This is a genomic window from Clostridium sp. E02 (genome assembly GCF_003833015.1).
Taxonomy (GTDB): Bacteria; Bacillota; Clostridia; order Lachnospirales; family Lachnospiraceae; genus Lacrimispora.
The window spans coordinates 178,178-203,898 of sequence record NZ_RJLQ01000005.1 but is presented as its reverse complement, the minus strand read 5'-3'; the positions used below and the strand labels follow the sequence as shown (position 1 = coordinate 203,898).

The 25,721-nt window shown below is 41.4% G+C and carries 23 protein-coding genes and 1 pseudogene; 1 reads left to right on the top strand and 23 read right to left on the bottom strand.

The features are described from left to right. Positions 1 to 191 precede the first annotated feature (191 nt). Positions 192 to 323: pseudogene (locus EFT72_RS19625) on the top strand (ParA family protein); the annotation flags it as partial. Between the two features lie 350 nt (positions 324 to 673). On the opposite strand, the gene EFT72_RS05470 reads toward EFT72_RS19625, so the two are convergent. The 23 genes from EFT72_RS05470 to EFT72_RS05360 all read right to left on the bottom strand — a co-directional run bounded on the left by EFT72_RS05470 (position 674) and on the right by EFT72_RS05360 (position 25,704). Continuing rightward, a complete protein-coding gene (locus tag EFT72_RS05470) occupies positions 674 to 1,756 on the bottom strand; it encodes a hypothetical protein (RefSeq protein WP_124065895.1) in 1,083 nt (360 codons plus the stop codon). Between the two features lie 165 nt (positions 1,757 to 1,921). Then, entirely contained in the window at positions 1,922 to 3,292 is a 1,371-nt protein-coding gene (gene rlmD, locus EFT72_RS05465) for a 23S rRNA (uracil(1939)-C(5))-methyltransferase RlmD (protein WP_124065894.1), read from the bottom strand. A gap of 125 nt (positions 3,293 to 3,417) precedes the next feature. Continuing rightward, a complete protein-coding gene (locus EFT72_RS05460) occupies positions 3,418 to 5,334 on the bottom strand; it encodes a tetratricopeptide repeat protein (RefSeq protein WP_124065893.1) in 1,917 nt (638 codons plus the stop codon). Positions 5,335 to 5,532: 198 nt separating this feature from the next. Continuing rightward, entirely contained in the window at positions 5,533 to 7,221 is a 1,689-nt protein-coding gene (locus EFT72_RS05455; RefSeq protein ID WP_124065892.1) for a DEAD/DEAH box helicase, read from the bottom strand. Positions 7,222 to 7,415: 194 nt separating this feature from the next. Next, the gene (locus tag EFT72_RS05450) at positions 7,416 to 8,159 is read right to left on the bottom strand and encodes a DUF364 domain-containing protein (protein WP_124065891.1); all 744 of its coding nucleotides are present in this window, start codon (positions 8,157 to 8,159) and stop codon (positions 7,416 to 7,418) included. Beyond that, positions 8,156 to 8,884: an ATP-binding cassette domain-containing protein gene (locus EFT72_RS05445; RefSeq protein WP_124065890.1), complete on the bottom strand. Its 729-nt coding sequence runs from the start codon at positions 8,882 to 8,884 to the stop codon at positions 8,156 to 8,158. The genes EFT72_RS05450 and EFT72_RS05445 overlap by 4 nt, the downstream gene beginning before the upstream one ends. Continuing rightward, positions 8,884 to 9,702 carry an ABC transporter permease gene (locus EFT72_RS05440; RefSeq protein WP_124065889.1) on the bottom strand — a complete coding sequence of 273 codons (819 nt, stop codon included), beginning with the start codon at positions 9,700 to 9,702 and terminating at the stop codon, positions 8,884 to 8,886. The genes EFT72_RS05445 and EFT72_RS05440 overlap by 1 nt, the downstream gene beginning before the upstream one ends. Before the next feature lie 23 nt (positions 9,703 to 9,725). After that, entirely contained in the window at positions 9,726 to 10,544 is an 819-nt protein-coding gene (gene modA / locus EFT72_RS05435) for a molybdate ABC transporter substrate-binding protein (RefSeq protein ID WP_243109951.1), read from the bottom strand. A gap of 122 nt (positions 10,545 to 10,666) precedes the next feature. Beyond that, complete coding sequence (locus EFT72_RS05430) at positions 10,667 to 11,596, bottom strand: CorA family divalent cation transporter (RefSeq protein WP_124065888.1); 930 nt, start codon at positions 11,594 to 11,596, stop codon at positions 10,667 to 10,669. A gap of 86 nt (positions 11,597 to 11,682) precedes the next feature. Beyond that, positions 11,683 to 12,279: a cytidylate kinase-like family protein gene (locus tag EFT72_RS05425; RefSeq protein ID WP_124065887.1), complete on the bottom strand. Its 597-nt coding sequence runs from the start codon at positions 12,277 to 12,279 to the stop codon at positions 11,683 to 11,685. A 14-nt stretch (positions 12,280 to 12,293) separates the two neighbouring features. After that, entirely contained in the window at positions 12,294 to 12,956 is a 663-nt protein-coding gene (locus tag EFT72_RS05420; RefSeq protein ID WP_124065886.1) for an amino acid ABC transporter permease, read from the bottom strand. Then, positions 12,953 to 13,684, bottom strand: a complete 732-nt coding sequence (locus EFT72_RS05415) for an amino acid ABC transporter permease (protein WP_124065885.1) — start codon at positions 13,682 to 13,684, stop codon at positions 12,953 to 12,955. The genes EFT72_RS05420 and EFT72_RS05415 overlap by 4 nt, the downstream gene beginning before the upstream one ends. Before the next feature lie 26 nt (positions 13,685 to 13,710). Continuing rightward, complete coding sequence (locus EFT72_RS05410) at positions 13,711 to 14,598, bottom strand: transporter substrate-binding domain-containing protein (protein ID WP_347561844.1); 888 nt, start codon at positions 14,596 to 14,598, stop codon at positions 13,711 to 13,713. Between the two features lie 36 nt (positions 14,599 to 14,634). Further along, entirely contained in the window at positions 14,635 to 15,357 is a 723-nt protein-coding gene (locus EFT72_RS05405; RefSeq protein WP_206426608.1) for an amino acid ABC transporter ATP-binding protein, read from the bottom strand. Between the two features lie 141 nt (positions 15,358 to 15,498). Next, positions 15,499 to 16,494 (bottom strand): ABC transporter ATP-binding protein, encoded by a 996-nt coding sequence (locus tag EFT72_RS05400; protein WP_124065883.1) that lies wholly within the window; start codon positions 16,492 to 16,494, stop codon positions 15,499 to 15,501. A 1-nt stretch (position 16,495) separates the two neighbouring features. Further along, complete coding sequence (locus EFT72_RS05395) at positions 16,496 to 17,515, bottom strand: ABC transporter ATP-binding protein (RefSeq protein ID WP_124065882.1); 1,020 nt, start codon at positions 17,513 to 17,515, stop codon at positions 16,496 to 16,498. A gap of 12 nt (positions 17,516 to 17,527) precedes the next feature. Further along, positions 17,528 to 18,412: an ABC transporter permease gene (locus EFT72_RS05390; RefSeq protein ID WP_243109950.1), complete on the bottom strand. Its 885-nt coding sequence runs from the start codon at positions 18,410 to 18,412 to the stop codon at positions 17,528 to 17,530. A gap of 4 nt (positions 18,413 to 18,416) precedes the next feature. Further along, positions 18,417 to 19,370 carry an ABC transporter permease gene (locus tag EFT72_RS05385; protein WP_124065881.1) on the bottom strand — a complete coding sequence of 318 codons (954 nt, stop codon included), beginning with the start codon at positions 19,368 to 19,370 and terminating at the stop codon, positions 18,417 to 18,419. A gap of 71 nt (positions 19,371 to 19,441) precedes the next feature. Continuing rightward, positions 19,442 to 21,049, bottom strand: coding sequence for an ABC transporter substrate-binding protein (locus EFT72_RS05380; RefSeq protein ID WP_124065880.1), 1,608 nt, complete (start codon positions 21,047 to 21,049; stop codon positions 19,442 to 19,444). 271 nt (positions 21,050 to 21,320) lie between these two features. After that, entirely contained in the window at positions 21,321 to 22,961 is a 1,641-nt protein-coding gene (locus tag EFT72_RS05375) for a hypothetical protein (RefSeq protein WP_124065879.1), read from the bottom strand. Then, positions 22,958 to 23,932, bottom strand: a complete 975-nt coding sequence (locus EFT72_RS05370) for an ROK family protein (RefSeq protein WP_124065878.1) — start codon at positions 23,930 to 23,932, stop codon at positions 22,958 to 22,960. The genes EFT72_RS05375 and EFT72_RS05370 overlap by 4 nt, the downstream gene beginning before the upstream one ends. Before the next feature lie 138 nt (positions 23,933 to 24,070). Next, on the bottom strand, positions 24,071 to 24,763 hold the full coding sequence (locus tag EFT72_RS05365; RefSeq protein WP_124065877.1) for an MgtC/SapB family protein: 693 nt from the start codon (positions 24,761 to 24,763) through the stop codon (positions 24,071 to 24,073). Between the two features lie 164 nt (positions 24,764 to 24,927). Beyond that, positions 24,928 to 25,704 (bottom strand): 5-deoxy-glucuronate isomerase, encoded by a 777-nt coding sequence (locus EFT72_RS05360; RefSeq protein WP_124065876.1) that lies wholly within the window; start codon positions 25,702 to 25,704, stop codon positions 24,928 to 24,930. Between the last annotated feature and the right edge of the window lie 17 nt (positions 25,705 to 25,721).

Below are 25,721 nucleotides of genomic sequence, written 5' to 3'. Positions count from 1 at the left end.
CATAGCCGGCTAACTTACCGGAACCAAACGAAAAACAGTCTTACCGCCCTGAAGTACGGTACCAGTCTGCCCAGGTAAGGTCAAGAGCAAGACAAGTGCAAGCACTCTTGACTTTACCTGAGCGGACCGGTATTAGATAATCAAGGCGGTTAAGTTAAAATTTAATTTGCGCAAAACTATTGACAGTATCTAGTGCCGAGGATAAGCGCATTTTTGCTCACGACCCAAAAGGTAAGGTTGCCGAAAGCTACCACGATTTGACGAAGGAGGTGTTGAAGATTGAAAAGCTCCGCCAAAAATATAAATCTGACATCGGTAGATGATTTGTTCACACTATAATTTTAAATTTATTTGCCGAAAAGTATCCCTTCCGCCATAACGTAGAAAATTCCTTACCCCCCCCCCCCTATCCTGAGAAGTAAGGAATTCCACCTCTAAAACACACCTACATGTTCACTTCAAAATCTCGATAACCTTTGATTTAGCGGTCTTTCCGACTTAGCAAGCACACGGTTTCAACGTTCCCATAGAAATAGTTTTTATACTACATGGCAAATCCATAAAGTAAATTTATGGATTAGGTAAAATCTCCCCCATCTAACCAATCTTTCTCTTTTTCTATCGGCTTGTTTTTTTATATTAACAGATTGATTTGAGTTAAAATCTTAATTTTTTAAAACAAATTTAGTAAACGTAAATATCTATTTTGCGGATTATACTCAAAAGATGCAAGTAAGCGGAACGTCCCTAAATTTTCCTTATTAATCTCAATTATAGAATTAAATTTTGCTGTTGAGTAATCGTTAATTTCCAAGTTATAAATATAACTATTTTTGAGCTTATCTTGTAGTAACTCCGTTATATCTTCTAAGCTCATAGTATCTATACCAGTAGAATAGATTACGCTGGAATTTTTATTTTTTATATATTCAAATTTCTTTGGTTCTACTATAATATCGTAATCTTCATAATCTTGAGGGCATTCACTTATCGAATTCAAACAATATATCAAATCACTTTTATCTAATAATCGACTCTCTATCTTATACTCAAGATAATTTAAATAATAATACTGCTGAATACTTGCCACTTGAAATCCACATGATTTAAAATCATATCCTGGTAGATTCACATTTTGATCGTTACTTATATCATCTTCATGAGATAACAAAATTATTTTACCATACTGTATGCAACATTGACCAAGGTAATAAGCCAATACGTCTTTTAACGTGTTCGAATATGACATGTCTCCATATCCAATAAAGGCATCAAATCTGCACAGTCCCTCAATTATCTGTTTTATTTCATCTTGAACTAAATTATTAATATAGACCATAAAATATTGATCGGCTCTCTTAATAGTCAAAGGTTTTATAAACTCAATATTGTCAATCAAACTTGTACAAACATAATAATTTAGAGATGAAGGAACACACATATCTCCACATAGTATACTATGATTTCTCTTTTTATTAATTAAAGGAAGTATAACCTTCATTATTTGATTCCCATACCACGTTTCTTTTATTCGATTGCTGTCAAAGCAAAAGGCTAATTCTCTCCGATTCACCTTATGAGGAGGAGTTAGTACACTTCTTAGTGCATTATACGAGATATTTTTTTTCAAAAGAATTTTACCAACTTCTTCAGCATCTTCACATATCATCTCCATGATATCTTTGCTACTAAGCCCAATAGCCTTTTTCATAATTTGTAACTTTACATTATTTCTAGCGTTTAAAGTATATATCATTTAATAAACCCTTCATCCTCCTATATAATTTGTTCAATATCCTTTTTATCTTTTGCTAAAACTTTTATTTTCCTTACCCCAATCAGGTGATAGGAAACATATTAACTACAACTAATTCTAAAAGTACACGCACATATCACCTTCACTCCCCCAAAACCCTTTGATTTACTGGGTTTTCCGTGACAGTAGACAAACGGTCTCCACGTGCCCTGTCATCGGGAACATGTCGCATCCCCTCACCTTGCTCAGCTCATAGCCTCGTTCTGTCAGATATTTTAAATCCCTTGCAAGGGTTGCAGAATCACAGCTGACATATACCACTCGTTTCGGTGCCATCTTTACAATGGTATTAAGACATAGCTCATCGCAGCCCTTCCTTGGCGGGTCCACCACGATCACGTCCGCAGATATGTGATTCTTTTCATACTGTTCCGGCAGAACCTCCTCCGCCTTTCCAACGAAAAACTCCACGTTCTCCATGCCATTTAATTTCGCATTCACCCTGGCATCCTCGATTGCCTGAGGAACAATCTCAACCCCATATACCTTCTTCGCCTTTTGCGAAAGAAACAAAGAGATGGTTCCGATTCCACAATAAAGATCCCAGACCGTCTCCCCCCCCGTCAGCCCTGCATAAGATAGAGCTGTCTCATAAAGTTTCTCCGTTTGCACCGGATTCACCTGATAAAAAGAAAGGGGAGAGATTCGGTACTGAACCGAACCAATGGAATCCGTAATATAGCCAGGCCCATGCAGATTTATAACCCGATCCCCAAGAATCACATTGGATCGATCCCGGTTGATATTAAGCGAAATACTCGTCATTCCCGGAATTTCCAACAAACGATTGACCAGTTCCTCCTTATGAGGCAGACTCGTCCCATTGATCACCTGACAAACCATCAGTTCACCCGTCTGAAACCCCTTCCGAATCAACGTATGACGAATTAACCCTTTATGGGCGGTTTCCTCATACGGGGCTAACTGATACTTCTCCATATGTTCCCGCACCCTTTGTAAGATTAACTCATTTTCCTCAATTCCAAGCAAACAGTCCTCACAACCAATGATAGAATGAGTCCTTCCAGCATAAAAACCAGTGATAATCCCACCGTCCTTATCCACTCCCCAAGGAAACTGAGCCTTGTTCCGATAACGCCAAGGCTTTTCCATCCCCATAATAGGGAGCATTGGGACATCTAAGAAACCACCGATTCGAGTTAAATTGTTTACTATCTTACGCTCCTTATACTTTAACTGCTCCTCATAGTCCATCGCCTGAAGCTGGCAGCCACCGCATTGTCTTGCAACTGGGCACTTTGGTTCCACCCGATAGTTTGATGCCTCAAGAATCTCCTCCAGACGCGCAAATCCATAAGACTTCTTCGTCTTCATTACCTTGGCTGCTACCCGGTCTCCGATCACCGTGTCCTTAATAAACCAGGTAAATCCGTCCGTTTTTCCAATCCCGTCCCCAGTTTCACTCATATCTTCTATTGTTACTTCTATTCGATCATTTTTCTTCCAATCAGCCATAATTTCCTCCAGTGATTTCATCTGAAACTATTGTATCTTTTTTTTTCATAAGAAGCAAGAAAAAGGACAAAGCCCATAAAAATAGCTTTGCCCATCTTCCAGAGTATACTTAAAAACTTATGGCATCAGTCTTGGGAAAATACCACGTCAACCCCCTGAACCTCATCAAATAGCAGACTTTCACAAATCGGCAGGGCTTTTTCATCTTTCACCATAAATACATGCAGCCCATATAAGAGTTCATTCCTCGTTAACGCGATACAATACGTTATATCATCTTCTTCCTGTGTCCAGAACTGAACAATCTTACCACTAACTGGTAACATCTCATAGATATTCCCGCTTGAATGCAATCCGTAATAGCTGTCTTGCCGCATACTATCCATAACCGATTCTGCATTTTCAAATTCAGATTCCCCTTCAAAAATCTGAAATAGATTATAATCTTGATAATACTTTCCTCTGTCGTCAATCTCATGTGCTTTAAGAACATATTCTTTCACGCCATCGTTATCAATATCAGACGCAAAATAAATATGTTTCGAGTTAGGAGCATATTCGTCTTCAAGTACTTCCTTGTAATTATTCGGATTGTACATCTGGTGTTTTTTTGTCATGCCGATTGCTTCTAACGCCTGTGATTGAACCCTTGATAAAAAAGTTTTAAGTTCATCTGCATGGTCTCCATATACTTGTGTCATGACTTCTTTCGGTTTATATTTATTACAGATCACAGAAACCGTATGTCCCTTCCCATTTTTATCAATAGCACGTGCTGTAATATTATGAGGGTCGTTCTTGGTGTCTGAAAATGGGTTCGTAATAAAATAAATTCTATTCTCATACTGAATCACCTGCATTGCATCACGCAAAGTACAACTAGGCCCGTAAGCATATTCCTCATATATACCATTATTATTTTTTTTATAAATACAAATCCCGTCCGTCATAAATGCGCCGCCTGCTCCACTTAGATCAGGTAAGCCTACTTCCTTTTCCCCATCTCCATCAAAGTCTAGATCATAAAAGTCCCATTCCCCATAATTTAATTCTTGTATATCCTCATCTCCATCTGCGAAATTGGTTGTTCTCACGCTGTTTTTTTCAGCAAACGAATGATACGAATAGGTATAAGATGTCTTAATTAGTTCCTCTATAAATTTTTTGGGAAAGTATTCATTTTCAGTAATTGATTTTTTTAGTTGATCTGCCGCAGAATCACCTCCATGATCCCATAAATCTTCCAAGCGATTGATTCCGTTTATCTTAGAATCACTTGCCGAATAGCCATCTAGCCCTTCATACACCATAGTAAAGTAAGGACCACTATAATCCATGCTGCCTGCTGCCTTTAAAAACAAGATAGATTGCGCAGAAGATAAGCTATTTAACTGAGCCATTTTATATAGCCCTTTACTATTTCCATCAAGCGTGCTCTTAAAATAATAATTGTTAGCCTTCTTCTCATCCTTATCCGTTCCGATTCCATTTTCATAACAGTCGGCTAAGCGCTCATAAGCGATTCCACTTGTCTTAATATTCAGTGCTTTCTGATAAAAACGCAATGCATCTTTGTCTTTTCGCATATCACCAATCTGAATGGCACCCTCAAAACTACCTTTATATACGGATAATTTTAACCAGTATAATGCGTTTTCATCGTCTTTCTCTAACGATAGTTCCTTATTTCCGTTATAATAAAGCATACCTATATTATAGAGACAATTCTCTTCTGAATATGTATCACCTAAGACTTCATATATTATTGAATCAAACTTATATTCCGTATCTTTATTATAATTAAGAAGCCACTCTTTCGCTTTCTCATCCCCCTGTAAAGTCATTACAAACTTTTCATAAATATTTGGCGGCATATTGGTATCTTTTAAAAACTTCATAGTTTTTACGTTAAGAAGTTTTAAACTTAGCATTTGGGAATTCTCTTTCCTTTGTGGCTTTGAAGTTTCATACTTGCCACATGCGCAAATAGTAGCTATGGATATAGCCAAAACACTGACTAATAATAATTTTTTTCGTCTCATATGATCTGTTACGTTCCTTTCAAAAATCCTCTTTTTATCTTTTTATTGTAACCTTTCTCCCCCCTATACGCAAGAAAAACCGAGAGCAAACGACTCCCGGCATCCTTACTGTCATGTTATACGATTCATAATTGGCGACTTTGCCATTTTTTCTACCTGGGAAACAAGAAAAAACCGGGAGCGAATGCTCCCGGCCATCTAATTCCCTTTTCCGTTGGCTTTTTCCATGTGTATATTTTTCCCTTTGATTTTTACGTCCTTCATTGCCTGTAAAACAGCATCCGCATTCTCTCTTGGAACTTCCACAAAGGTGTATTTGTCATACATATCGATACTTCCTACCATCTTTCCAGGCATACCGGACTCACCCGCTATGGCTCCCAGAACATCACCAGGTTTTACATTCTGGTTCTTTCCGATGTTGATGAAAAGGCGTGCCATATCTTCTCTGCCTGAATCATTTCTTCCTCTACCGTTACCGCTGCCACTCCCGTTGCTTCTGCCTCTGCTTCCGCCACGGCTTCCACCACCGCTGTAATTGCTGCCAAGATTATCAAGAGATCTAGGTTCTCTGGTGTCGATAATATCTTCATTCTCGTCACCCATTAACTTCTTTAACAGAGCAGCCGCCAGATCAAGAGACGTATAGTCTTCTTCCATCAGCTTCTTCTCAATGATGTTTACTGTCTCAGTTAGATCCGTATCTCCGATAGTGTCAGCAACACTCTCTAAAATCTTATCTACCTTGATTGCAGTTACATCATTCAGTGATGGAATCGCCTGAGGTACAATCTTTGTCTTACAGTAACGCTGAATGTCACGTAATTTATAGACATCTTTTCCAACCACGAAGTTAAAAGCGATCCCTTCACGGCCTGCACGTCCTGTACGTCCAATTCTATGCACATAATACTCATCATCTTGAGGTAAGTCATAGTTAAATACGGCTTCTACATCATCAACGTCGATTCCTCGGGCTGCAACGTCAGTTGCAACAAGGATCTCTGTCTTTCCGTTACGGAAGCTGTTCATAACACGATCACGCTGGATCTGCTTTAAATCCCCGTGAAGTCCTTCCGCAAAATATCCACGTCCCTGTAATGACTGTACCAGTTCATCTACCTGTTTTTTAGTGTTACAAAATGCAACAGAAAGCTTTGGTGCATACATGTCAAGAAGACGGCACATAACTTCCACCTTCGTTTTTTGCTTCACTTCATAATAATACTGAGTTACCTTAGGAACCGTCAATTCCTTCTTTACTACTTTAACATTAATCGGTTCTTTCTGGAATTTTCTTGCAATTTCCATAATTTCACGAGACATGGTAGCAGAAAACATAACGGTCTGTCTATCCTCTGGAAGCTGGCTCAATATGGTTTCCATATCCTCCAAAAATCCCATGTTTAACATCTCATCTGCCTCGTCCATAATTACGGTCTGAACGTTTTCAACCTTAATGGTTTTCCTGCGCATATGATCCATCACACGACCCGGTGTACCAATAATAACCTGTGTTCCATCTTTTAAAGAACGAATCTGTTTCACAATGTCTTGTCCACCATAAATCGGAAGAACTTTAACACCATGCATATATTTTGCAAGCCGGCGGATTTCATCTGCCACCTGAATGGCAAGCTCTCTGGTGGGGCAGAGTGCCACCGCCTGAAGCTTTTTAACCTTAGGATCTACTTTCTGTAACATAGGGATACCAAAAGCTGCAGTCTTACCAGTTCCAGTCTGCGCCTGACCAATAATGTCCTTTCCTTCTGCCTGGACAGGAATGGCCTGAGCCTGAATCGGAGATGCTTCTTCAAATCCCATATCTGCTACTGCTCGTAGAATTCTTTCATCTAGCTGTAATTCATCAAATCTAACTGTTTCCATATATAATTAATTCCTTTCTCATTGCCAGCCGGGTTCTCATGTTGCCGACGGCCGCACACACACTTTTCGCAAACAAAAAAAGAGTATCCGGCAAGTATCAGACCTTCACCCTCTCGTTTTGCACAACAATTTATTATATCACGGTTTTTTTTATATGTCAAATTTATTTTTGCATTTTACTCATCAATTCTCTGTCACTGGGAACATGGGCAAAACCGCTTTAATCCCAATAATTTAGCCGCCCCGGCAATCGTGATTCCAAAAAATAGTACCTCTTTTCCTATATCAAGGAAATTAACAATCGTTCCGTTACTCAAAGTACTGCCTGTACACAATACCACATCCGCCCAGTCAAGCACAACTTCTTTATAATCATTGATTCCATGTAAAACTTTAACACCATAACGAAGCTGTCCCACATTTTGGGGATTTAGATCAAGAACGCGAACGGTAAAATCTTTGGATAACGCTTCCAGAATCGACGGCTGATAGCCCACAAGCGCAATTTTTTTGGTTCCATAGTTATTTTTCACATAATCGTACAGTTCCAGAGCACAGTTTTCCGGTTCCTCTGTGCGGCAGTGAACGGTATGATCGATCATCCCCAGTTTTGTCATAACTGCATTCATTGTTGCAATAAAGAGTCCCCGGTCATGAAGATTATTGACGACATCAAGCATTTGTATTTCATGTAGTGTCCCCTCAAACTTTGACGGGGCATCGGTAAATGCCTGCCCACGTGCACCTTGGTATTCAGCCTGCAGCATTACTTCCTTTCCAGTCAAAATCGGAAAATCCCTTCTTTTCGTATTTCCGATTGCTTCCTCTGGCGTAAGACTTTTTGATCGAATCGTGACTTCCTCCATATCAAGATGGTGTTCTTCCACCAGAGACTGAAACTCGCGTTTCAAACGGTCCATTAATTCTTCCTGTGTCATATACATTCCCCTTTCCTGATACCCAAAAATTGATTCATTTCTTCATTCTGATAAGAATGAAACAACTCATTGCTCCTACGGACAGCCGTCAAGCTCCCCTTATCCACGATCCCTATCCTATGAGCAAGTTTCTGAGCCTCCATAAAATCATGGGTCACAAATATAATTGCACAATCAAACTGCTCATTGATGTTCAAAATTTCCTTGTACATGGAACGTTTGGTTACTGGATCAAGTGCGGAAAAAGGTTCATCCAGTAACAGTACATTGGGACTTAACACCAGAGTCCTTGCTAATGCCGTACGCTGTTTCTCGCCCCCGCTGAGTGTATTCGGATGCTGATCTAGAATGTGAGAGATGGACATAATCTCAGCCATGTGCCCAACCCGTTTCTTTCTTTCTTCCTTTGATATCTTTTGCATTTTCAGGCCGTATGAGATATTTTTTTTAACGGTCATATGGGGAAATAGCCCATAGTCCTGATAAACAAATCCTATTTTTCGTTCTGCCAAAGGAATGTCAAGGACGTTGTGTCCCCCCAGATAAATACCTCCTTCGATTCCTCGGTAAAATCCAGCTATCGATTCAAGCAGCATCGTTTTTCCAGCTCCAGTTTTCCCGAGGATAGCAAATATCTCTTTTGCATGAATTTGAAAGGAAATATTTTTTAATTGAAAATCACCTTTTTTTAGATAAAAATTTTTCGCTTCGATTGTAGGTAACATTACGAACTCACATCCTTTATACGCGTGTGCTGCTTGTGGATTCCTCCCAGTAAAGAAGTAATCACCAGGGAAAATGCTGCAATGATCAGTAGTATGATGGCACAAGCCATGGCCATCCCGTTATCACCCGTAGAAATATTTAAATAAATACTGGCCGGTAACGTCTCCGTCTTCATTCTGGTTACACCAACAAGCATTAAGGTTGCACCGAATTCCCCAAGCGCACGGGACCAGACAAGAACAACCATCGTTAGGATAGAAGGTCCGCACAGAGGCAGCAAGATCGTACAGAACCGCTTCCACCTAGAAGCTCCAAGTGTACCCGCAATAAATTCCAGTCTACTGTCAATTTGCGACATTGTATTTTTCATAAGCCTCACTGCAAAAGGTAAATTTACCGTCAGCTGGGCCATAATAATTCCCTTCCTGTCAAAGACAACCAAAAAACCAAGATTCTTTAACTCCTTTCCAACGTCTGAAGAAAATAGAACCAGAAGGCAAAGTCCCAATACAAGATAGGGGAGAGCCAAGGGCATCTCAATGATAATCTGTGCCGCCCTTTTAAGCGGCATTGCGGTTCTGGTGAGCCCATATGCACATGGAATTGCAAGAAGAGCACAGATGCTAGTGGAGATACTTGCGGTGTAGATGCTTAATAAGATTGAGAAACGAACCTCCCTAGACCAGAAGGCCTCCTTCAAATATGGGATTCCTCCAATTAAAATAGATAGAAGTGCAAGCAAAATATAGAATGCAATACCTAACGTTATGATAGCAGAAATCAAATCAAAAAAATTAAATGAATGTCTACGTTTCACCTTGTCTCCTTCTCTACTTTTATTTATTTTATTACTTCATAACCAAATTTTGTCCAGATTGTATTGGCATTGTGTGAATTTAAGAATTCAAGAAACGCCGAGAGTGCTTCCTTATCCTCACAGTAAGAAAGGGAGGCTGCCGGAACCGTCTTTGTGTATTTTTCCATTTCTTCTGTATTTACAATCTCAATCGACTTGTCTGTGACATTTTCTTTCCAAACGATAATTGCGTCACACTCATCAACCATAAGGGCGTTAACGATCTCTGGAGCCGTGGTTGTTCTTGCTATTACGTTTACCTTCTCTCGGATTCCTGCATCGGTAAGTGCTTTGTCTGAGATTTTACCTATGGGAGTAGACTTTTTATCTCCCAACACAAGGCGTATCGTTTCATTTGCTAAATCTTCCAGTTTTGTTATCTTAAAAGGATTCCCACTCTTAACGACAAGAACTGGAATATGTTTGACAAGCTCTTTGCTGTCAGTGACTACATCTGCAACCGGTTTTAGCTCGTCAGCTGAACCTGCAAGAAACAAATCCCCCTCTTTTGCTGTGTTAATCTGCGTTTGAATCTGACCTGCATTCGCAAATGTAATTTCCATTTCACACCCCGTTTGCTCCTTAAACGCATCGGCAATCTTTTGAAATGGTTTTGTCATACCTGCTCCGCAGTAAATGGATAATGTATGACCGTTTAGTTCAAGTGCTTGTTCTGTCTCCGACTCTGTGGTCGTAACTGCTGTTTTCGGTGCTGCAGCGGCAGATTTGGAAAGATTGCTGCACCCGTTCAAACCGAGCAAAACAAGCATTGCCGACATCGTAACAATGAATGACTTTTTCATATTATCTTCTCCTTTACAAAAAAATAGTGCGCTTTCGATATTTTCCTCATCGAAAACGCACAGCAGTACATTGATATTATTTTTATCACTGTATCACAATCATACCAAATAGTCAATACATGTTATTTTTTAAACCAACCATTCTTATTAAAATACCAGACCTCCCCGATAATCAGCAAAAGGCTGACAAAAGTGCAGACCAAATAACCATAGTTCCAATTAATCTCCGGCATGTTTTTAAAATTCATTCCATACCAGCCGGCAATTAGGGTCAAAGGCATGAAAATCGCAGTCACCATCGTCAAAAAGGATAAAACATGATTCTGTTTCATGTCCATATGCGATTGATACATCTCTCGGATTTGCAACGCATATTCCCTTAGTTCCTTTCCATGTTCCACAAGCCTTTTCATACGCCCTGAAAAAAGGTGAAACAAAGCACAGTCTTCCTCTCGAAACAAATCATTATAATTCTCTGTTAATGTCTGACTTACATTCAAAAGTTGACCATAGTAGGACGAAACCTTAGCCAGTTCCTTTCTCGCCCTTAATATGGAAATAGAAACATCGGTTCTCTCACTCCTGCCACTCATAATTCTATCTTCCATCTCTGTTAATTTTTCTTCGTATTTTTGCAAAAAATCAACCTCTTCACGCACGAGATACTCAAGGAATTCAAAAAACAGATGTGTCACATATGTCTTTTCAAATATCTGCACCCGTTCAAGCTCATGAAGCATTTTTTCAACTTCCCCACTATCATCTACAAAGATAAGACGGTCACGGTCCATGTAGTAACCAAATACAATAGGCTTTCCCAGCAGGTGCTTTTTTCTGGGGATCACAAAGGACCCGATTGCACACTCTTTTAGAAGATCTGCCCGACAATACTGGGCTTTTTCCAGGTTTTTTATCAACATATGGTCCTGATACCGATTATGGTACTTGTCCCAGTATTCATGCTTTTTCACGATTTCTACAATTGCTTCCCCGTCCATAACACTCTCATCCGGTCCTACGGGCACTAGTTTTTTCCTTATCTTGTAGCGCATTTTTGTCTCCTTTACGACCTTCTCAAGCTTTCTTTTCAGTTTAGTACCAGCCTCCCTGAATGTCAAGGCAAGAGGTCCCAATCTACTTATTCCGGAAACAATTGACGCACAATGCCTGCAATTAAATTTGACGTTCCTGACACGCCAAGGAGAGAAGAATCAATCATTAGATTCTTATGCTCCGGATGATTTGGCAGATACCCCGCATATTTTTTGTGGTAAGCATTTCTTGCCCGGTCCACGGATAGAATCATCTTTCTCGCTTCATGCTCGGTCATAAAAAGAGACTCAACACAGTTTTTCACTCGCCTCTCATAAGGAGCGTAAATAAAAATATTAATGTTATTTTTCTCTTTTTCAAGAAGAAAATCGGAACATCTCCCCACAAAAATACAACTGGTCTTTCTGGCAAGATCATAGATGATGCTCTTTTGCGCTTCATAGATAATATCTTGCATATACTCCTCATCCGTCCCCAAAGGAAACATACGAGGAAAAAGACCATGCCGAGATCTTTCCTCCTCATCGCTTATAGTAGATACTGGAAGATTCAGTTTCCTTGCTACCTCTTCCACGATATCCCGATCATAAAAATCCACGCCCAATTCCTCAGACAATTCCTTTGCGATGGAACGACCCAGACTTCCAAACTCTCTGGTAATCGTAACTGTAAATTTTTCCATAACAGATCCCCTCCCTAACCAGTTACAATGGTTCTTTGATATCCCCTAACCACACAGCTAAGTGCAAAGCAGATCGTAAAATAGCAAAGAGCCTCAAATCCAAACAGCAATATCATTCCTCTGACATCGTAGATACTTCCAAGCACAACGGCAGAGTTTCTCATAAATTCAGCCACATCAACCATCTTTAAAAACGAGGTATCCTTGATTATCGTAATTACCTGGCTTAAAAGTGCAGGAATTATCTTTTTAAACGTCTGTGGAAGTATGATGTACCACAATGTCTCTGTAAAACGAAACCCCTGGGATGTGGCACCCTCAAACTGTCCCTTGGGAATGGAATTTAACCCACCCCTTACAATCTCCGCCATTACGGCTGAAGTGAACAAAGAAATGGCAAATACCGATACTCCTACCTTATTCCCCTTCACCGTAAAATAGATCCAGAGTATCCACAGAAGATTGGGCGTACACCGAAAAAATTCTGTATAGATTGCCACTAACGTTCCTGCCCATCTCCATTTTCCAGAAGCATACGTCCGAATCAGTGCCAGAAGGGTCCCAAAAAACAAGCTGATCACAGTGGCAAAGATCGCGATGATTACCGTCATTCTTAGTCCCTTTAACATAAAAAGGACATTGGCAGGTGTAAAGATCTGTTTTGCTAACTCTATCATGCTGCCTCCTCATCCGCTTGGTAATCAAGCTTTTTTGCAATTGGCAGCCGCATGGAACGAATCTCTAAATACCGGGCCAGTCTGGCTAATGGGAAGCAAATAATAAAATACATCACTGCACTGGTAAAATACGCCTGTGCAAAATATCCCCTGTCTGCTCCCCAGGAATCGGTAAAGTACATCAGATCCATTCCAGCGACCATCGCTAAAATGGAAGTGTTTTTAACCAGGTTTAAAGCCTGATTGGCAAGGGGCGGCATAATAATCCGAATTGTCTGGGGAAGAATGATATAATACATGGTTTCCACGTAACCAAACCCTTGAGAAGCTGCCGCCTCCGACTGTCCTTTGGGAATGGCTAGAATTCCAGTCCGTATGACTTCTGAGATATACGCACCATGATAGACCCCCACTCCGATTACACCAAGTAAAAACTTAGGAATTCGGAATCCTGAACTAGAAAAAGCCATAGGCAAGATAGAATAATAACACATAATCTGAAGTGCCAGAGGCGTATTCTGAATCAGTTCCACATAGATACGAGAAACAATCTGAAACGGTTTCCATTTCGCTGTAGAAAACATTCCAAATATCACCCCAAGGACCAGCGCAACCGCCAGTCCTGCAAGTGATATTTTAAGCGTCATAAGAAATCCTGGGATATAATATTCGGGAAATGCCGCGAACAAGGCACTCCAGCGTTTGCTATCAAATAGACCTTTTATCATGTCATTTTTCCTTTACTATGAATCGCTTACTGTAATCCCCATTCATCCTGAAGAGCCTTCATAGATCCGTCAGAAAGCATAGAAGTGACCCTTTCTTCCACCAGTTTCGCAAGACCTGGGTGATCTAAGGAAGAAGCAACCCCATAATCCTGTTCTGCAAACCGGTCATCTAAGATCTGATTGCCATCGTTTACATATCCAGCTAAGATTGCACGGTCAACCGAAAAACAATCAATCTGTTTGGTAGCCAGTGCCTGTGCCAGTGCTGGGTAACCATCAAACTCCTGGAACTGAGGTTTTACGTCTAACCCCTTTTCCTCCACATATTTTTTAAACCCATCTTTGGTCGTAGAAGACTGAGCCACACCGATGATTTTCCCATCAAGATCTTCCACTGCATTGATCCCAGAATCCTTATTCACCAACAATCCTACTGCATCGGTAAAGTACGGAGTGGAAAAATTATACGTTTCCTTTCTCTCTGGTGTGATGGTAAACGTTGCAATTACAAGATCAATTTCCCCATTTTCCAAAAGAGGTCCTCTGGTCTTTGCAGTCACTCCCTGAAATTCAACCAATTTCTTTTCTTTTGCCTCATCCGCCGTACATCCAAAGATAGAACCTGCGATCTCATAAGCCAGATCATCCTCAAACCCTTCATATTCACCCGTTGCTGTGTTTTGTAAGCTGAATTTCGGAATATCTGCTTTGCAGCCTACTTTTAATACACCTCGGTCTACAATTTTAGCTACATCAGATTCCGCTTCCTTCGCCCCATCGGCTTTAGTCGTTTCCTCTGCCTTAGCTGCCTCCGGTGCTTTTGTCGTTGATTCTGGAGCCTTGGACCCACATGCAGTCAAAGCTGCTGCAAGCACAATTGTAAGTGCCAGTGATACCATTTTCTTTTTCATCATAACTTCCTCCTCAAATTTTTTATTAAAAAGCGATCCCTAATGTAGGATTTTGCTTAAAAATGCTTTGGTCCGTTCCTGTTCTGGACAATCAAAAAAGTGTTCTGGTGTCCCCTCTTCCAGAATATATCCCCCATCCATAAAGATGACACGGTCGGCAACCTGACGGGCGAATCCCATCTCGTGGGTGACACAGATCATGGTAATATTTTCATGGGCCAGTTCTACCATAACATTTAATACCTCCTGCACCATCTCAGGATCCAGAGCAGACGTAGGTTCATCGAATAAAATCAGGGGCTGCTTGGTGCATAGGGATCTGGCAATTGCCACTCTCTGCTGCTGTCCTCCAGAAAGTTGGATTGGATAATTGCCCGCTTTCTCTTTCAATCCCACCCGGCTAAGACATTCCATGGCTAGTGTATTTGCCTCTAGCTTTTTCATATGCTGGAGTTTCATAGGTGCCAAGGTCAGATTTTCCAAAACCGTGAGATGGGGATACAAATTAAACTGCTGAAATACCATAGAGGAGTATTTCTTTGCCATCTCTAAGTGGTTCTTTCTCGTAACCTTAGTCCCTGCAACCGTAATGGTTCCACTTGTCGGCTCCTCTAGATAGTTGATGCAGCGGATAAAGGTAGATTTACCAGACCCCGATGGTCCAATAATTACCAGCTTCTCCCCTTCTTTCACGGTAAGACTAATATCTTTTAAAACTTCCAAGTCTCCAAAATTCTTTTTTAAGTTCTCAACTTTCACCATATCTGGCATCTTTCCATCCCCTCTCCGATTCTCCTTTTTCGTAAAAAAACACAAAGACGCCTAAGAATCTAAAGTTCTTAAGCGTCTTTGCCCGTTTTTATACTTGAATTGTTATTATTATAAAAAGTTTTGATTAAAAAGTCAAGAAGAAATTTCCTGAGCATAAGGACAAGCTACAAAATGGCCGGGAGTAATTTCCGTTAATTTAGGTATATTTTTACTGCAATCTTCTCGTTTATACAAACACCTGGTATGAAAATGACAGCCGCTTGGAACGTCCATGGGGCTTGGAAGTTCTCCCTTTAACATCACCCGGTTTGACTGTGCCGCCAGTTTCGGATCTGCCACTGGTATGGCAGAAAGCAAAGCTCTGGTATAAGGGTGAAGTGGGTTTTCATACAGTTCTTCACTGTCTGCCACCTCTACCAGCCTGCCTAAGTACATCACACCAATCCTGGTGGAGATATGCCGCACCATAGACAGATCATGAGCAACAAACAGATAAGTAAGGCCCAGTTCCTTTTGCAAGTCCTCCAGCATATTGACTACCTGCGCCTGGATTGACACATCCAGTGCGGAGATTGGCTCATCGCAAAGTAAAAATTCCGGTTCCACACAAAGTGCTCTGGCTATCCCGATCCGTTGTCTCTGTCCACCAGAAAATTCATGTGCATATTTATACATGTCCTCCGGCTTCATTCCAACCTTTTTTAACATCGCTTCGATTCGTCCGTCAATCTCACTTTTGGACCGTCCACCTATGGCACTTAACGATTCCCCGATAATTTCCCGGACATTGTGATGGGGATCAAGTGCCGAATATGGATCCTGGAATATGATCTGCATCTGTCTGTGAATAGAGTTAAGGTTTTGCCCTTTTATAAAAGAGATATCTTGTCCTTTGAAAACAATGGAACCTTTGGTCGGCTCATACATGCGGATAAGCGTCCGTCCAAGTGTTGATTTTCCACAGCCCGATTCTCCCACAAGTCCAAACGTTTCTCCCTTGCGGATTTCTAAGTCAATTCCATCTACGGCTTTAATCTCCGACTTGTTACGCCCCATAAAATCCTTTTGCTGGAAATACTTGCAAAGCCCACTGGCCTTTAGTAAGACATCCCGATGGTTTTGTTCCATATCACGTTCCCTTCCTTTCCATCTCGTCTAGCTCCTTTGAGGTAAAAATACACAAAGACTTCTGCGTATTCGAATATACTTTATAATCCGGTATTTTCTTGTCACATGCTCCACAAGCAAATTTACAGCGTTTGGAAAATGGACAGCCAGGAGGTGGATCGGCAAGGGAAGGTGCCATACCAGGAATTGGTTCTAAGCGTTTTCTTGCATCACGTCCAGGGTTTGGTACTGCATGTAATAGGGCACGGGTATAGGGGTGACTGGGGTTATAAAAAATCTCATCTGTGACCCCCGTTTCCATAATCAACCCTCCATACATTACTTCAATCCGATGACTCAAACTGGCAACTACCCCAAGGTCATGGGTGATCAGGACGATGCTCATCCCCGTCTCCTCTTGTATTTTTTGCAATAACTCTAGAATCTGCGCCTGAATGGTCACGTCAAGAGCTGTGGTTGGTTCATCTGCGATCAGAAGCTTCGGGCGGCAGCAAAGCGCCATGGCAATCAGAACTCTTTGTCTCATTCCACCTGAAAACTCATGAGGATACTGATTGAGCCGTTTTTCAGGAGAGGGGATTCCCACCTGCTCCAGAACCAAAACTGCTTCTTGTCTGGCGGAAGTTTGATCCATACCTCTATGACGTTTTAAAACCTCGGTCAGATGATACCCTATGGTACGAAGAGGATTTAAGGCTGTCATCGGATCCTGAAAGATCATCGCCATATCTTTGCCTCTCATCTTACGAAGCTGCTCTGGTGTCATCTTTAACCGGTCATGACCCAAGAAACGGATATGGGAAGCAGAGACGTCCGCATTCTCTGGCATTAGACCCATAACCGATTTCATCAAAACACTTTTTCCGCTGCCCGATTCTCCAACCACTGCCAGGATCTCCTGACGATTCACGGAGAAGCTGACACCACGGACCGCCTGAATGGCAGTTCCATGATGATGAAACGTGGTACGGACATCTTCTGCTGATAAAATCACATCATCATTATTCTTTGTCTCTTCCATATTTCCCTTCCTTTACTCTTTCTCATCATTCATTATCTTCGGTTCCACATATACCCGAAGCAGATTTCCCAGTTTATTAAAAGCAAATATCGTAACAATGATCAACAAACCAGGAATCAGTGCCATGTGAAAAGAATTCTGCATGGTTCCCTGAGCACTTTGCAAAAGACTTCCCCAAGATGACATGGGCTGCTGAATTCCCACGCCCAGAAAACTAAGCGAGGATTCCGTCATAATGGCGTTGGCGATGCTGTTGGTTGCTGAAACAATAATGGTCGGAAAAACCGAAGGGATGATATGACTTAAAATAATTTTAAAATATTTGACTCCGGAAAATTTAGCATATAAAATAAATTCCCGTTCTTTTAAAGACATGGTTTCTGCCCTTACCAATCTGGCAATCTCCATCCAAGTAAAAAATCCAATTACTAAGATAATGGAACGTAACCCCGGTTTTAAAAAAATACTGACTACCGTGACTAATATCATCCAGGGAATGGAGTATAACACATCCAAAATCCGCATCAGCACCATGTCAATGATACCACCTGAAAAGCCAGCAATGGTTCCTACAAGTACCCCTATGGTCATACTTGTAAGCATGGCTAGAAAGCCAACCAGCAAGGAGACTCTGCCTCCATAAATAATCCGCGCAAAGTAATCCCGTCCCACTTCATCCGTCCCAAACCAGTGGCTAAGAGACGGCTCCTTTAATCGATTCGCAATATCGGTAGCATTTGGATCCATCGGAAGGAATGGGGCTATAAGAGCCAGCAAAATAATTGCTCCTAGTAACACAAGGGTAATCACAGCAACCTTATCACGTTTTAATACCAGACGCACACTTTCCATCCGGACTGATCTGCGTTTTTCTCTTTTTGTTTGATTTTCTGTCATTTAATCACCCCATTTCTCTGATTCTCGGATCGGTTATACAGCATAATACATCCGATAAGAGACTTCCCATGATAACAAGCGAAGAGGAAAGCACCAACACAATCATGACAATGGGATAGTCCATACCCTGAATTGCCTTGATAAAGTAGGGACCTACTCCCGGCCAGCCAAATACGGTTTCCGTAATGATTGCACCGGTCACCAAAGTCTGGAGTGCCAAACCTAGTCTTGTAATGATGGGAAGCAATACATTCTTTAGAACATGGCGGAACATGATCTCCCTGTCGGATGCACCAAACGCACGCTGAACTAACACATAATCTTCCGAAAATTGGGTGATCGTAGAAGCGCGGACAAATTTTAAATTGGCAGGTAGAAACGTAATAACAAGTGTGAAATAAGGCATGAAATAATGTCTCAAAAAATCCACCAGAGACGATTCAAACCCCACCGTATGCATTCCCACAATGGGAAGTAGTTTCAATCGGTATCCTAAGAAAAAGATAAGCAGCATGGAAAACCAGAAAGACGGAATTGCCAGTCCAATGGATGAGATTCCATCAATCCATCGATCTACCCGCCGGTTTTTCTTAAATCCTGCAATGAGTCCAAGAACAATTGCCAGCAAATAAGCAGTTAGATAAGAGGGCAGAACCAGTTTTATCGTATTGGGAAGCCGGACCGAAAGATCTTTGGCAATGCTTTGTTTGGTTACGATGGAATATCCGAAATTACCATTCATGATTCCGTTCAGCCAGCTAAAATACTGAACTAGAAACGGTTTGTCATATCCGTATTTCGCCTTAATTATATCAATGGTCTCCTGCGACATTTTAGGAGTTGTCATGGCATCTATGGCATCGTAGGGTGCAAAATGCATGAGTGTAAAACACAAGACCGTGATAAGAAAGACCATAGGTATGGCGGTTAAGACCCGTTTTAAAATATATTTTGCCATATCATTCTCCTTATACAAAAGAGGGGATCTCTGCTGCAGAATTAAAGCAGCGGTTCCCCCTCTTTCTCATCTTACTTTAACCGTAATTTTGAAGCATCTTCAAACGTATAAACAGGTACCAATTTCGCATCTTCAATCCCGGTAACTTTGTTGGATACCACCAGCAAACGCTTGTTGGAATAAAGCGGGTAGAAGCAGGCCGTATCCTGAATCTCTTGCTGAAGTGTGGTATAGATCTCTTTTCGTTTGGATTCGTCTGCTTCGGAACGTCCCTGCGCAAACAATTCATCAATTTTTGGAACCTTATAATTCATATAGTTAAATTCTCCGTTTGATTCAAACAAACTAGAGAACGTATCTGGATCAATCCCCATGATGTAACCACCAAAGAACAAATCATAGGTATTCTCAGGATCTTTGATCTGCTGATAGAAAGCGGTAGAATCGACTCCGGTTAAATTAACGGTAATTCCTACTTTTTTTAGCTGTTCCTGAATCATAATCGCTGAAGTGGACTGTAAGCTGTCAGAAGCTGAGTAAGCAAGGGTAATCTCTTTATTTGTCACACCAGAAGCAGCCAAAAGCTCCTTCGATTTCTCCAGGTTTTGCTCATATTTTTCCACATCATCCGTAAAGAACTTGCTGTTAGGAGGCATAAAGCTCCATGGAAGATCGTAGTTGGCGGAATCAAGAAGAGTGGCATCGGCTATCGCTTTTTTATCCAGTGCATAGAGAATCGCTTTTCTAAAATTCTCATTGGATAAACGATTGGAATTCATCATCATATAACCAACACGACCCTCTTGATATGGGTAAACCGTTAAGTTTCCGGCTTCTAGGTTCATCTGCTCCACTTGTGCCGGTGTGCCAATCCAGGCATCCACCTCACCACTTTGAATGGCAGTCATGGCTGTGTTTTCATTCTCAATGATCCGGTATACAAAATTGTCGATGGTGGGGGCGCCTAAAAAATACGTCTCATTCTTTGTAAACTTCACATAAGAACCAGCAGAATATTCCGCCATCACATAAGGTCCGGTACCAACCGGTTTTGTATTCACATCATTATTTTCAAAGTTAGTGACTTTTTCATATACATGCTTTGGCATAATGAAAATCTGAGAAAACATTTCTTCTGCAGCAGAATTTACAAAAGGCATGGTAAACGTCACCGTATACTCATCTACCTTTTCTACTTTAACTGCTCCCTCTGGATATACCAGCTGGGAATAGGCCCATCCTGCATTTTCCTTTTTCTCCATAGCCTCAAAGGTAAAGACCACGTCATCTGCTGTAAACTTCTCCCCATCTGACCAGGTTACATCATCTCGAAGGGTAACGGTATACGTGAGCTTATCATCGGATGCTTCAATTCCTTTTGCCAAAAAGTAATTAATCCCATCTGCATTGTACATATAAAGAGGGGAATAAATCATCTTAAGGGTCATCAGACCGAAACGGTCACTGGTGGTTATTACATTTACATTTGCTCCTGGATCACCTGCGATCGCATAGGTAAAGGTACTCTCTTTCCCTTGTTCCGCATCTGCACCGGAATCAGTGTTTTGTGCTGTCGTCTCTTCACCCACTGGATCTTTTCCACCGCAGGCAGTCAGACCTCCAAGTACCAAAACGGATGTCAGTGCCAGAGCTGTGGCTTTCATAAACATTTTTTTCATAAGTCTCTCCTTTCACTTCTCTGTCAGTATTGACCGGACCTGGATTTTTTAATAGTGAAATCCCGATTGCTTTCAGCCTTACAGAAAATTTAGATTTATTATATACACATTTCGGGCGCTTTTGCAACAAAATTCGACAAAATCATACTTTTCTTATATGAAAGTATGATTATCCAATCCTTATTTTCCCATATCAAGCACAAAAACAGTAAACTCCGTTACTTCCTTGTACCGGAATTTACTGTTTTTTCCATCTTTTAAATTTGCTTCTCTAGACTCTGAGAATAGAAAAGGTTCTCTCATAAGGGGTATAATCATTGAAATAAATGGTATACCCTGCTTCATTGAGTACCTCTCCTGAATAATGTCCGCCAAATTCATGGGTTCCAAATCCCGGTCCTAAGATGAGGTTCTGTTCTTTATGGTGTAACGTTACAAACCCATCTCTTAAAATCAGTTCCTCTCCTTTTGCTGCTTTTAAGTGAAACTGTTCATTCTCAAGGATGCTTCCTGCCGGAACACAAAGTTCCACCCGTAACGGCACCCGGTCAAGACCTTCTGCCTTCACCGTAACTTCTACCCCTTTAAGGCATTCCTTTACCGTTACCGTCAGGTCGATCTCACTACTGTTTAAGATATCTCGTTTCTTATGATCCATCTTCCACCAGTCTGTCGTGTCTTGCTTTTCCTTAAACGGAAGATAATACCATCCCTTTGCCTTAGAGGTCAGTACCACACCATCTGTTGTCTCCTCCATGGTCTGGGGAATGAAATTTCGAATATCACAATAGCTTTCTCCAATTTTTAAATAGACGAGCGTTTCCTCAAATTTTAAAAACAAGAATTCACTTTTGCCCTTTAGAATGCTGTAGCCATATTCTTTTGTCTTTCCCCGGATCACTCCAGCTTCTTTAAAATGCTTGTGATAGGTATCTAAAAAACCGTATCCTTTGAATTGGTACTGTTCCATAAAGTCATGAAGCATAATAATATGCAAACATTCCGGTGCCATATCTCCCCGCTCCATATTGTCCTTTATAATCTTATGGGCTGCCCGATCATAAACCTCTTCTCCCGTCTTTGCCGCCATGTATAAATACTGGTAAAAATACTTATCCGGGTACTCTGCCTTCCCTTGATCCTGTCTGGTGGAATTCTGGGTAAAAATGGTATCATCGGGATCGATATAGAAAAGCATCATCTTTAGATTCCGATTCACATATAAAAGATAAGTTTCATCTCCCGTTTCTTCATACATGGCCATCATAGCATTGTTTACCACAGCGTTATAATTACCCGTAGAACGTTCTGCATATTCCCCTTCGTCATTGCCATCAATTCCCTCTGCCAGATACTGTTCTGCCCGTTTTAGCAGTTCTTTTCCCAATTCGGGGTTTTCCTCCTCTACAAGAGATGCCCCCTGCATAAGCGCCGCTGTAATGCCCCAGCGGTGATTTGGTGTGTGGAATCCTCCGGTCAGCAAAGCATTCAGTGATTTTACTAAAAGGTGGTGATAACCAGCCTTTAAGCGATTTAGTTCTCCTTCTTTTGTGTATTTTATAAAAAGTCGGTATGTGGCAATCAACCGTTTGAAACAAAAGGAGGTATCCGGAGCTGATTTAAAGTTGCAGGAAGGGTAGTCAAAACTCCCGTCCTCTCTCTGACCGTTTGCAATAAACGAAACTGCCGCTTCCATTGCTGTTAGAAGACTCTCGTTTTTGTAATACCGGCTATTTTGATTCAAATAGACCGAAGCTGCATCTGCCATAACATAGATGGTTGGTTTCGCCTCTAAAATCCCGCTTTTCATGCCACCGTAAAAAGGATCATTTACGTCGGTTACCTGAATGTTTAAGAAATGATCCACCCGTTTTTCTGCAGAGTGTATCAGATGTTCCATATAGCGTTTCATATGTTTGTCCCCTTTTTTTCGTCTTCTAACAAAGCAGCGCCAATCAGTCCCGCATCATTATTGAGTTCTGCAACTGCAAGTCTCGTTCTGTTTTTTGAACTTCTTGCATACTCCTCTTTTTCCACAATGACTTTTAAAGGCTCTAATAATAGATCTCCTGCCTTACTAATTCCCCCTCCAATGCAGATTAACTCCGGCTGAAATAAATTAATTAAATTTACAACCCCAGCTCCCAGATATGTTACGTATTGATCTAACACCAAAAGAGCCGTCTCATCCCCTCTGCGGACTCCGTCAAACAGTGTCTTTGCTTCAATCATTTCTATCTTCCCATGGCAAAGTTCCCACAAAACGGAATCCAGATGAGTTTCCATCGCAGCTTTGGTCTGCATGGTCAAAGCGGTTGCCGATGCGTATGCCTCAAAACAGCCTCTTCGATTGCAGTTACACAAAATACCATTTTGATCAATGGTCATGTGACCAAATTCCCCCGCAGCATAATTGACTCCCTCAAATAGTTTTCCGTTTAAAACAATGCCGCCACCGATCCCAGTTCCCAACGTGACAAGCAACATGGATTTCGTGCCTTTTCCACTTCCAACTAAATATTCTCCCCAGGCCGCCGCATTCCCATCGTTATCAAAATATAGTTTCTTCCCAGGAAGTTCATTCTCCATCATAGAGACGATGGGTTCATCGTAAAATCCCAGGTTGTTGGCATATTCCACCATTCCAGTCTCTTGATTGGCTGTCCCTGGAACTCCGATTCCTACGGAGGCAATCTGTTCCCAGTCAATTCCTCCATCAAAAGCAGCCTTCTTAGCCAGCTTTCCCATATCGGCAGCGATCTCTTTTGCACTTCTCCCTTTTCCGGTCGGGAGAGAACAGCAATTGAATAAACTTCCTTCTTCATTCACCAATCCTGCAGCGATGTTTGTTCCACCTAAATCAATCCCAATGTAATATTTCATTCGTAACCCCTTTTCTTTTCCCTTTCTCTAAAAACCAGGCGGTTTAGTTGTCCCTATTATATAATTTCCCCTGTAAACCTTCTACCCACTTTTTGTTTTTCTTCTGTGTTTGCTTGCAGATCTTGCCATTCCTGTGGCTCATCCACTGATGGATTCAATCCGTTCGTCATTGGACCATCCCACGATTAAATTATATTTCTCATACCCTGCCGGATAAAGCAACTCCAATTCAACCTTGGTTTTCTCTCCTGACTTTCCTATCCTTACATTTCTCACCTTGATTTTCTCTTCGCTTAATTTTTGCAGTAGTTCGGTTATTACTGCATCGTATTGGGTTGTCGTCAGTTTTAAAAGACTCCGGTATGGTTCCTTGGCAAGAAATGGAACATCGTGGAGAATAATCTGGGTAAACACAAGCAAAAGCCCTGATCCACATCCCAGATAGTAAGCACCGGATCCGATTGCCATTCCCACACCTGCTGTAGCCCAGATTCCTGCTGCCGTTGTGAGGCCACTCACTGAATTGTTCTTTACAAAGATCACACCCGCTCCAAGAAACCCAATTCCGGATACAATCTGAGCTGCGATTCTAGAACTGTCAAACTTCGCGACGTCAGAAAATCCATACTTGGAAACCACCATCATAAGTGCCGCCCCCATTGCCACAATGGCATGGGTGCGCATTCCTGCTCCCTTATAGCGATTCTTTCTCTCATATCCAATCAGGTACCCAAACGTACCTGCAATTACAATCCGAAAAAGCAAACTGGTCTGAAACACCAGATCATGCTGCTGTACAAAACTAACAACCATCTGTTCAATCTGGTACATCCCTATCCCTCTCTTTTCTTGTTAACTTCTCTATCTATACTATCATATTAACTTATCATAATTGAGTGAAAATGTCATCTAATCCCCAGATTCCACTGGAAAAAGACAGGGATCATGGAGAAGAACTTTCCCCATAACCACTGCCTCTTTCTAAAGCCAAACCCTTATTTTGTTTCTTTGATCCATAAATATCTTTTATCATCCACCCTTGTCGTCCAAGGATTCTCTGGAAGATGGCGGATCATCCAACAATAGTACATGGGAAATCCAGGAGCCGTTGCCTGGGGATGGGTCTTTCCTCCTGTGATTGCTGCACAGCTTCCATCTTTAATTTTAAACGCTTCCTCTCCAATAAAACAAGCACCGAATCCTTCCGGACGCTCATAGCGGTAATAGTAAACCTCTGGCTGGGGATGCTCATGTGGGGTGTAACTAGACCAGCCTCCCTGATGGGTGATTACCTCTCCATTTACCATATTGGAATAAGGGGCATTGTTGTAATCAAATATGGTACGGACCGTCCGTTTCATCTTTCCTTCCCAAAGCCCCTCCCCAAATGTATCATTGGTACAGGACTCTGGTTCATAAAATACACTTTGAAAAGCCGTCTCATTCTTTGTACACTGAACCAGGATCTCGCTGTCTTCCTTTGCAGTTACAAAAACCGGAGTCTCTTTTGATACGTGAAGACAGTACGGTCCCTCCTCAATCAGAGAATGCCTTTTCCCAGACTTTTCTTGATTCTCCCAAGAAAAAAGGATCTCTCCCGTTAAAAGAAGAACTGCCATTTCCTCTTTGGCAAACACAAAGGATCTCTCTTCCCCCGCTTTCATCTGATATACGGCAATATCCATTAACATGTCATTGGTGGCATCTCCGGCTTTGGATAAAAGTTTTACCCCTTCTTCGTCAAACTCCGGATAACTGAATAATTCACTCATAAAGACTCCTTTCTTTG

What these genes read in the sequence shown, in the direction of transcription:
- EFT72_RS05470 (WP_124065895.1), bottom strand. Translation starts at nt 1,756, where the DNA reads ATGATATATACTTTAAACGCTAGAAATAATGTAAAGTTACAAATTATG.
- rlmD (WP_124065894.1), bottom strand. Translation starts at nt 3,292, where the DNA reads ATGGCTGATTGGAAGAAAAATGATCGAATAGAAGTAACAATAGAAGAT.
- EFT72_RS05460 (WP_124065893.1), bottom strand. Translation starts at nt 5,334, where the DNA reads ATGAGACGAAAAAAATTATTATTAGTCAGTGTTTTGGCTATATCCATA.
- EFT72_RS05455 (WP_124065892.1), bottom strand. Translation starts at nt 7,221, where the DNA reads ATGGAAACAGTTAGATTTGATGAATTACAGCTAGATGAAAGAATTCTA.
- EFT72_RS05450 (WP_124065891.1), bottom strand. Translation starts at nt 8,159, where the DNA reads ATGACACAGGAAGAATTAATGGACCGTTTGAAACGCGAGTTTCAGTCT.
- EFT72_RS05445 (WP_124065890.1), bottom strand. Translation starts at nt 8,884, where the DNA reads ATGTTACCTACAATCGAAGCGAAAAATTTTTATCTAAAAAAAGGTGAT.
- modA (WP_243109951.1), bottom strand. Translation starts at nt 10,544, where the DNA reads ATGAAAAAGTCATTCATTGTTACGATGTCGGCAATGCTTGTTTTGCTC.
- EFT72_RS05430 (WP_124065888.1), bottom strand. Translation starts at nt 11,596, where the DNA reads ATGCGCTACAAGATAAGGAAAAAACTAGTGCCCGTAGGACCGGATGAG.
- EFT72_RS05425 (WP_124065887.1), bottom strand. Translation starts at nt 12,279, where the DNA reads ATGGAAAAATTTACAGTTACGATTACCAGAGAGTTTGGAAGTCTGGGT.
- EFT72_RS05420 (WP_124065886.1), bottom strand. Translation starts at nt 12,956, where the DNA reads ATGATAGAGTTAGCAAAACAGATCTTTACACCTGCCAATGTCCTTTTT.
- EFT72_RS05415 (WP_124065885.1), bottom strand. Translation starts at nt 13,684, where the DNA reads ATGATAAAAGGTCTATTTGATAGCAAACGCTGGAGTGCCTTGTTCGCG.
- EFT72_RS05410 (WP_347561844.1), bottom strand. Translation starts at nt 14,598, where the DNA reads ATGATGAAAAAGAAAATGGTATCACTGGCACTTACAATTGTGCTTGCA.
- EFT72_RS05405 (WP_206426608.1), bottom strand. Translation starts at nt 15,357, where the DNA reads ATGGTGAAAGTTGAGAACTTAAAAAAGAATTTTGGAGACTTGGAAGTT.
- EFT72_RS05400 (WP_124065883.1), bottom strand. Translation starts at nt 16,494, where the DNA reads ATGGAACAAAACCATCGGGATGTCTTACTAAAGGCCAGTGGGCTTTGC.
- EFT72_RS05395 (WP_124065882.1), bottom strand. Translation starts at nt 17,515, where the DNA reads ATGGAAGAGACAAAGAATAATGATGATGTGATTTTATCAGCAGAAGAT.
- EFT72_RS05390 (WP_243109950.1), bottom strand. Translation starts at nt 18,412, where the DNA reads ATGACAGAAAATCAAACAAAAAGAGAAAAACGCAGATCAGTCCGGATG.
- EFT72_RS05385 (WP_124065881.1), bottom strand. Translation starts at nt 19,370, where the DNA reads ATGGCAAAATATATTTTAAAACGGGTCTTAACCGCCATACCTATGGTC.
- EFT72_RS05380 (WP_124065880.1), bottom strand. Translation starts at nt 21,049, where the DNA reads ATGAAAAAAATGTTTATGAAAGCCACAGCTCTGGCACTGACATCCGTT.
- EFT72_RS05375 (WP_124065879.1), bottom strand. Translation starts at nt 22,961, where the DNA reads ATGAAACGCTATATGGAACATCTGATACACTCTGCAGAAAAACGGGTG.
- EFT72_RS05370 (WP_124065878.1), bottom strand. Translation starts at nt 23,932, where the DNA reads ATGAAATATTACATTGGGATTGATTTAGGTGGAACAAACATCGCTGCA.
- EFT72_RS05365 (WP_124065877.1), bottom strand. Translation starts at nt 24,763, where the DNA reads ATGTACCAGATTGAACAGATGGTTGTTAGTTTTGTACAGCAGCATGAT.
- EFT72_RS05360 (WP_124065876.1), bottom strand. Translation starts at nt 25,704, where the DNA reads ATGAGTGAATTATTCAGTTATCCGGAGTTTGACGAAGAAGGGGTAAAA.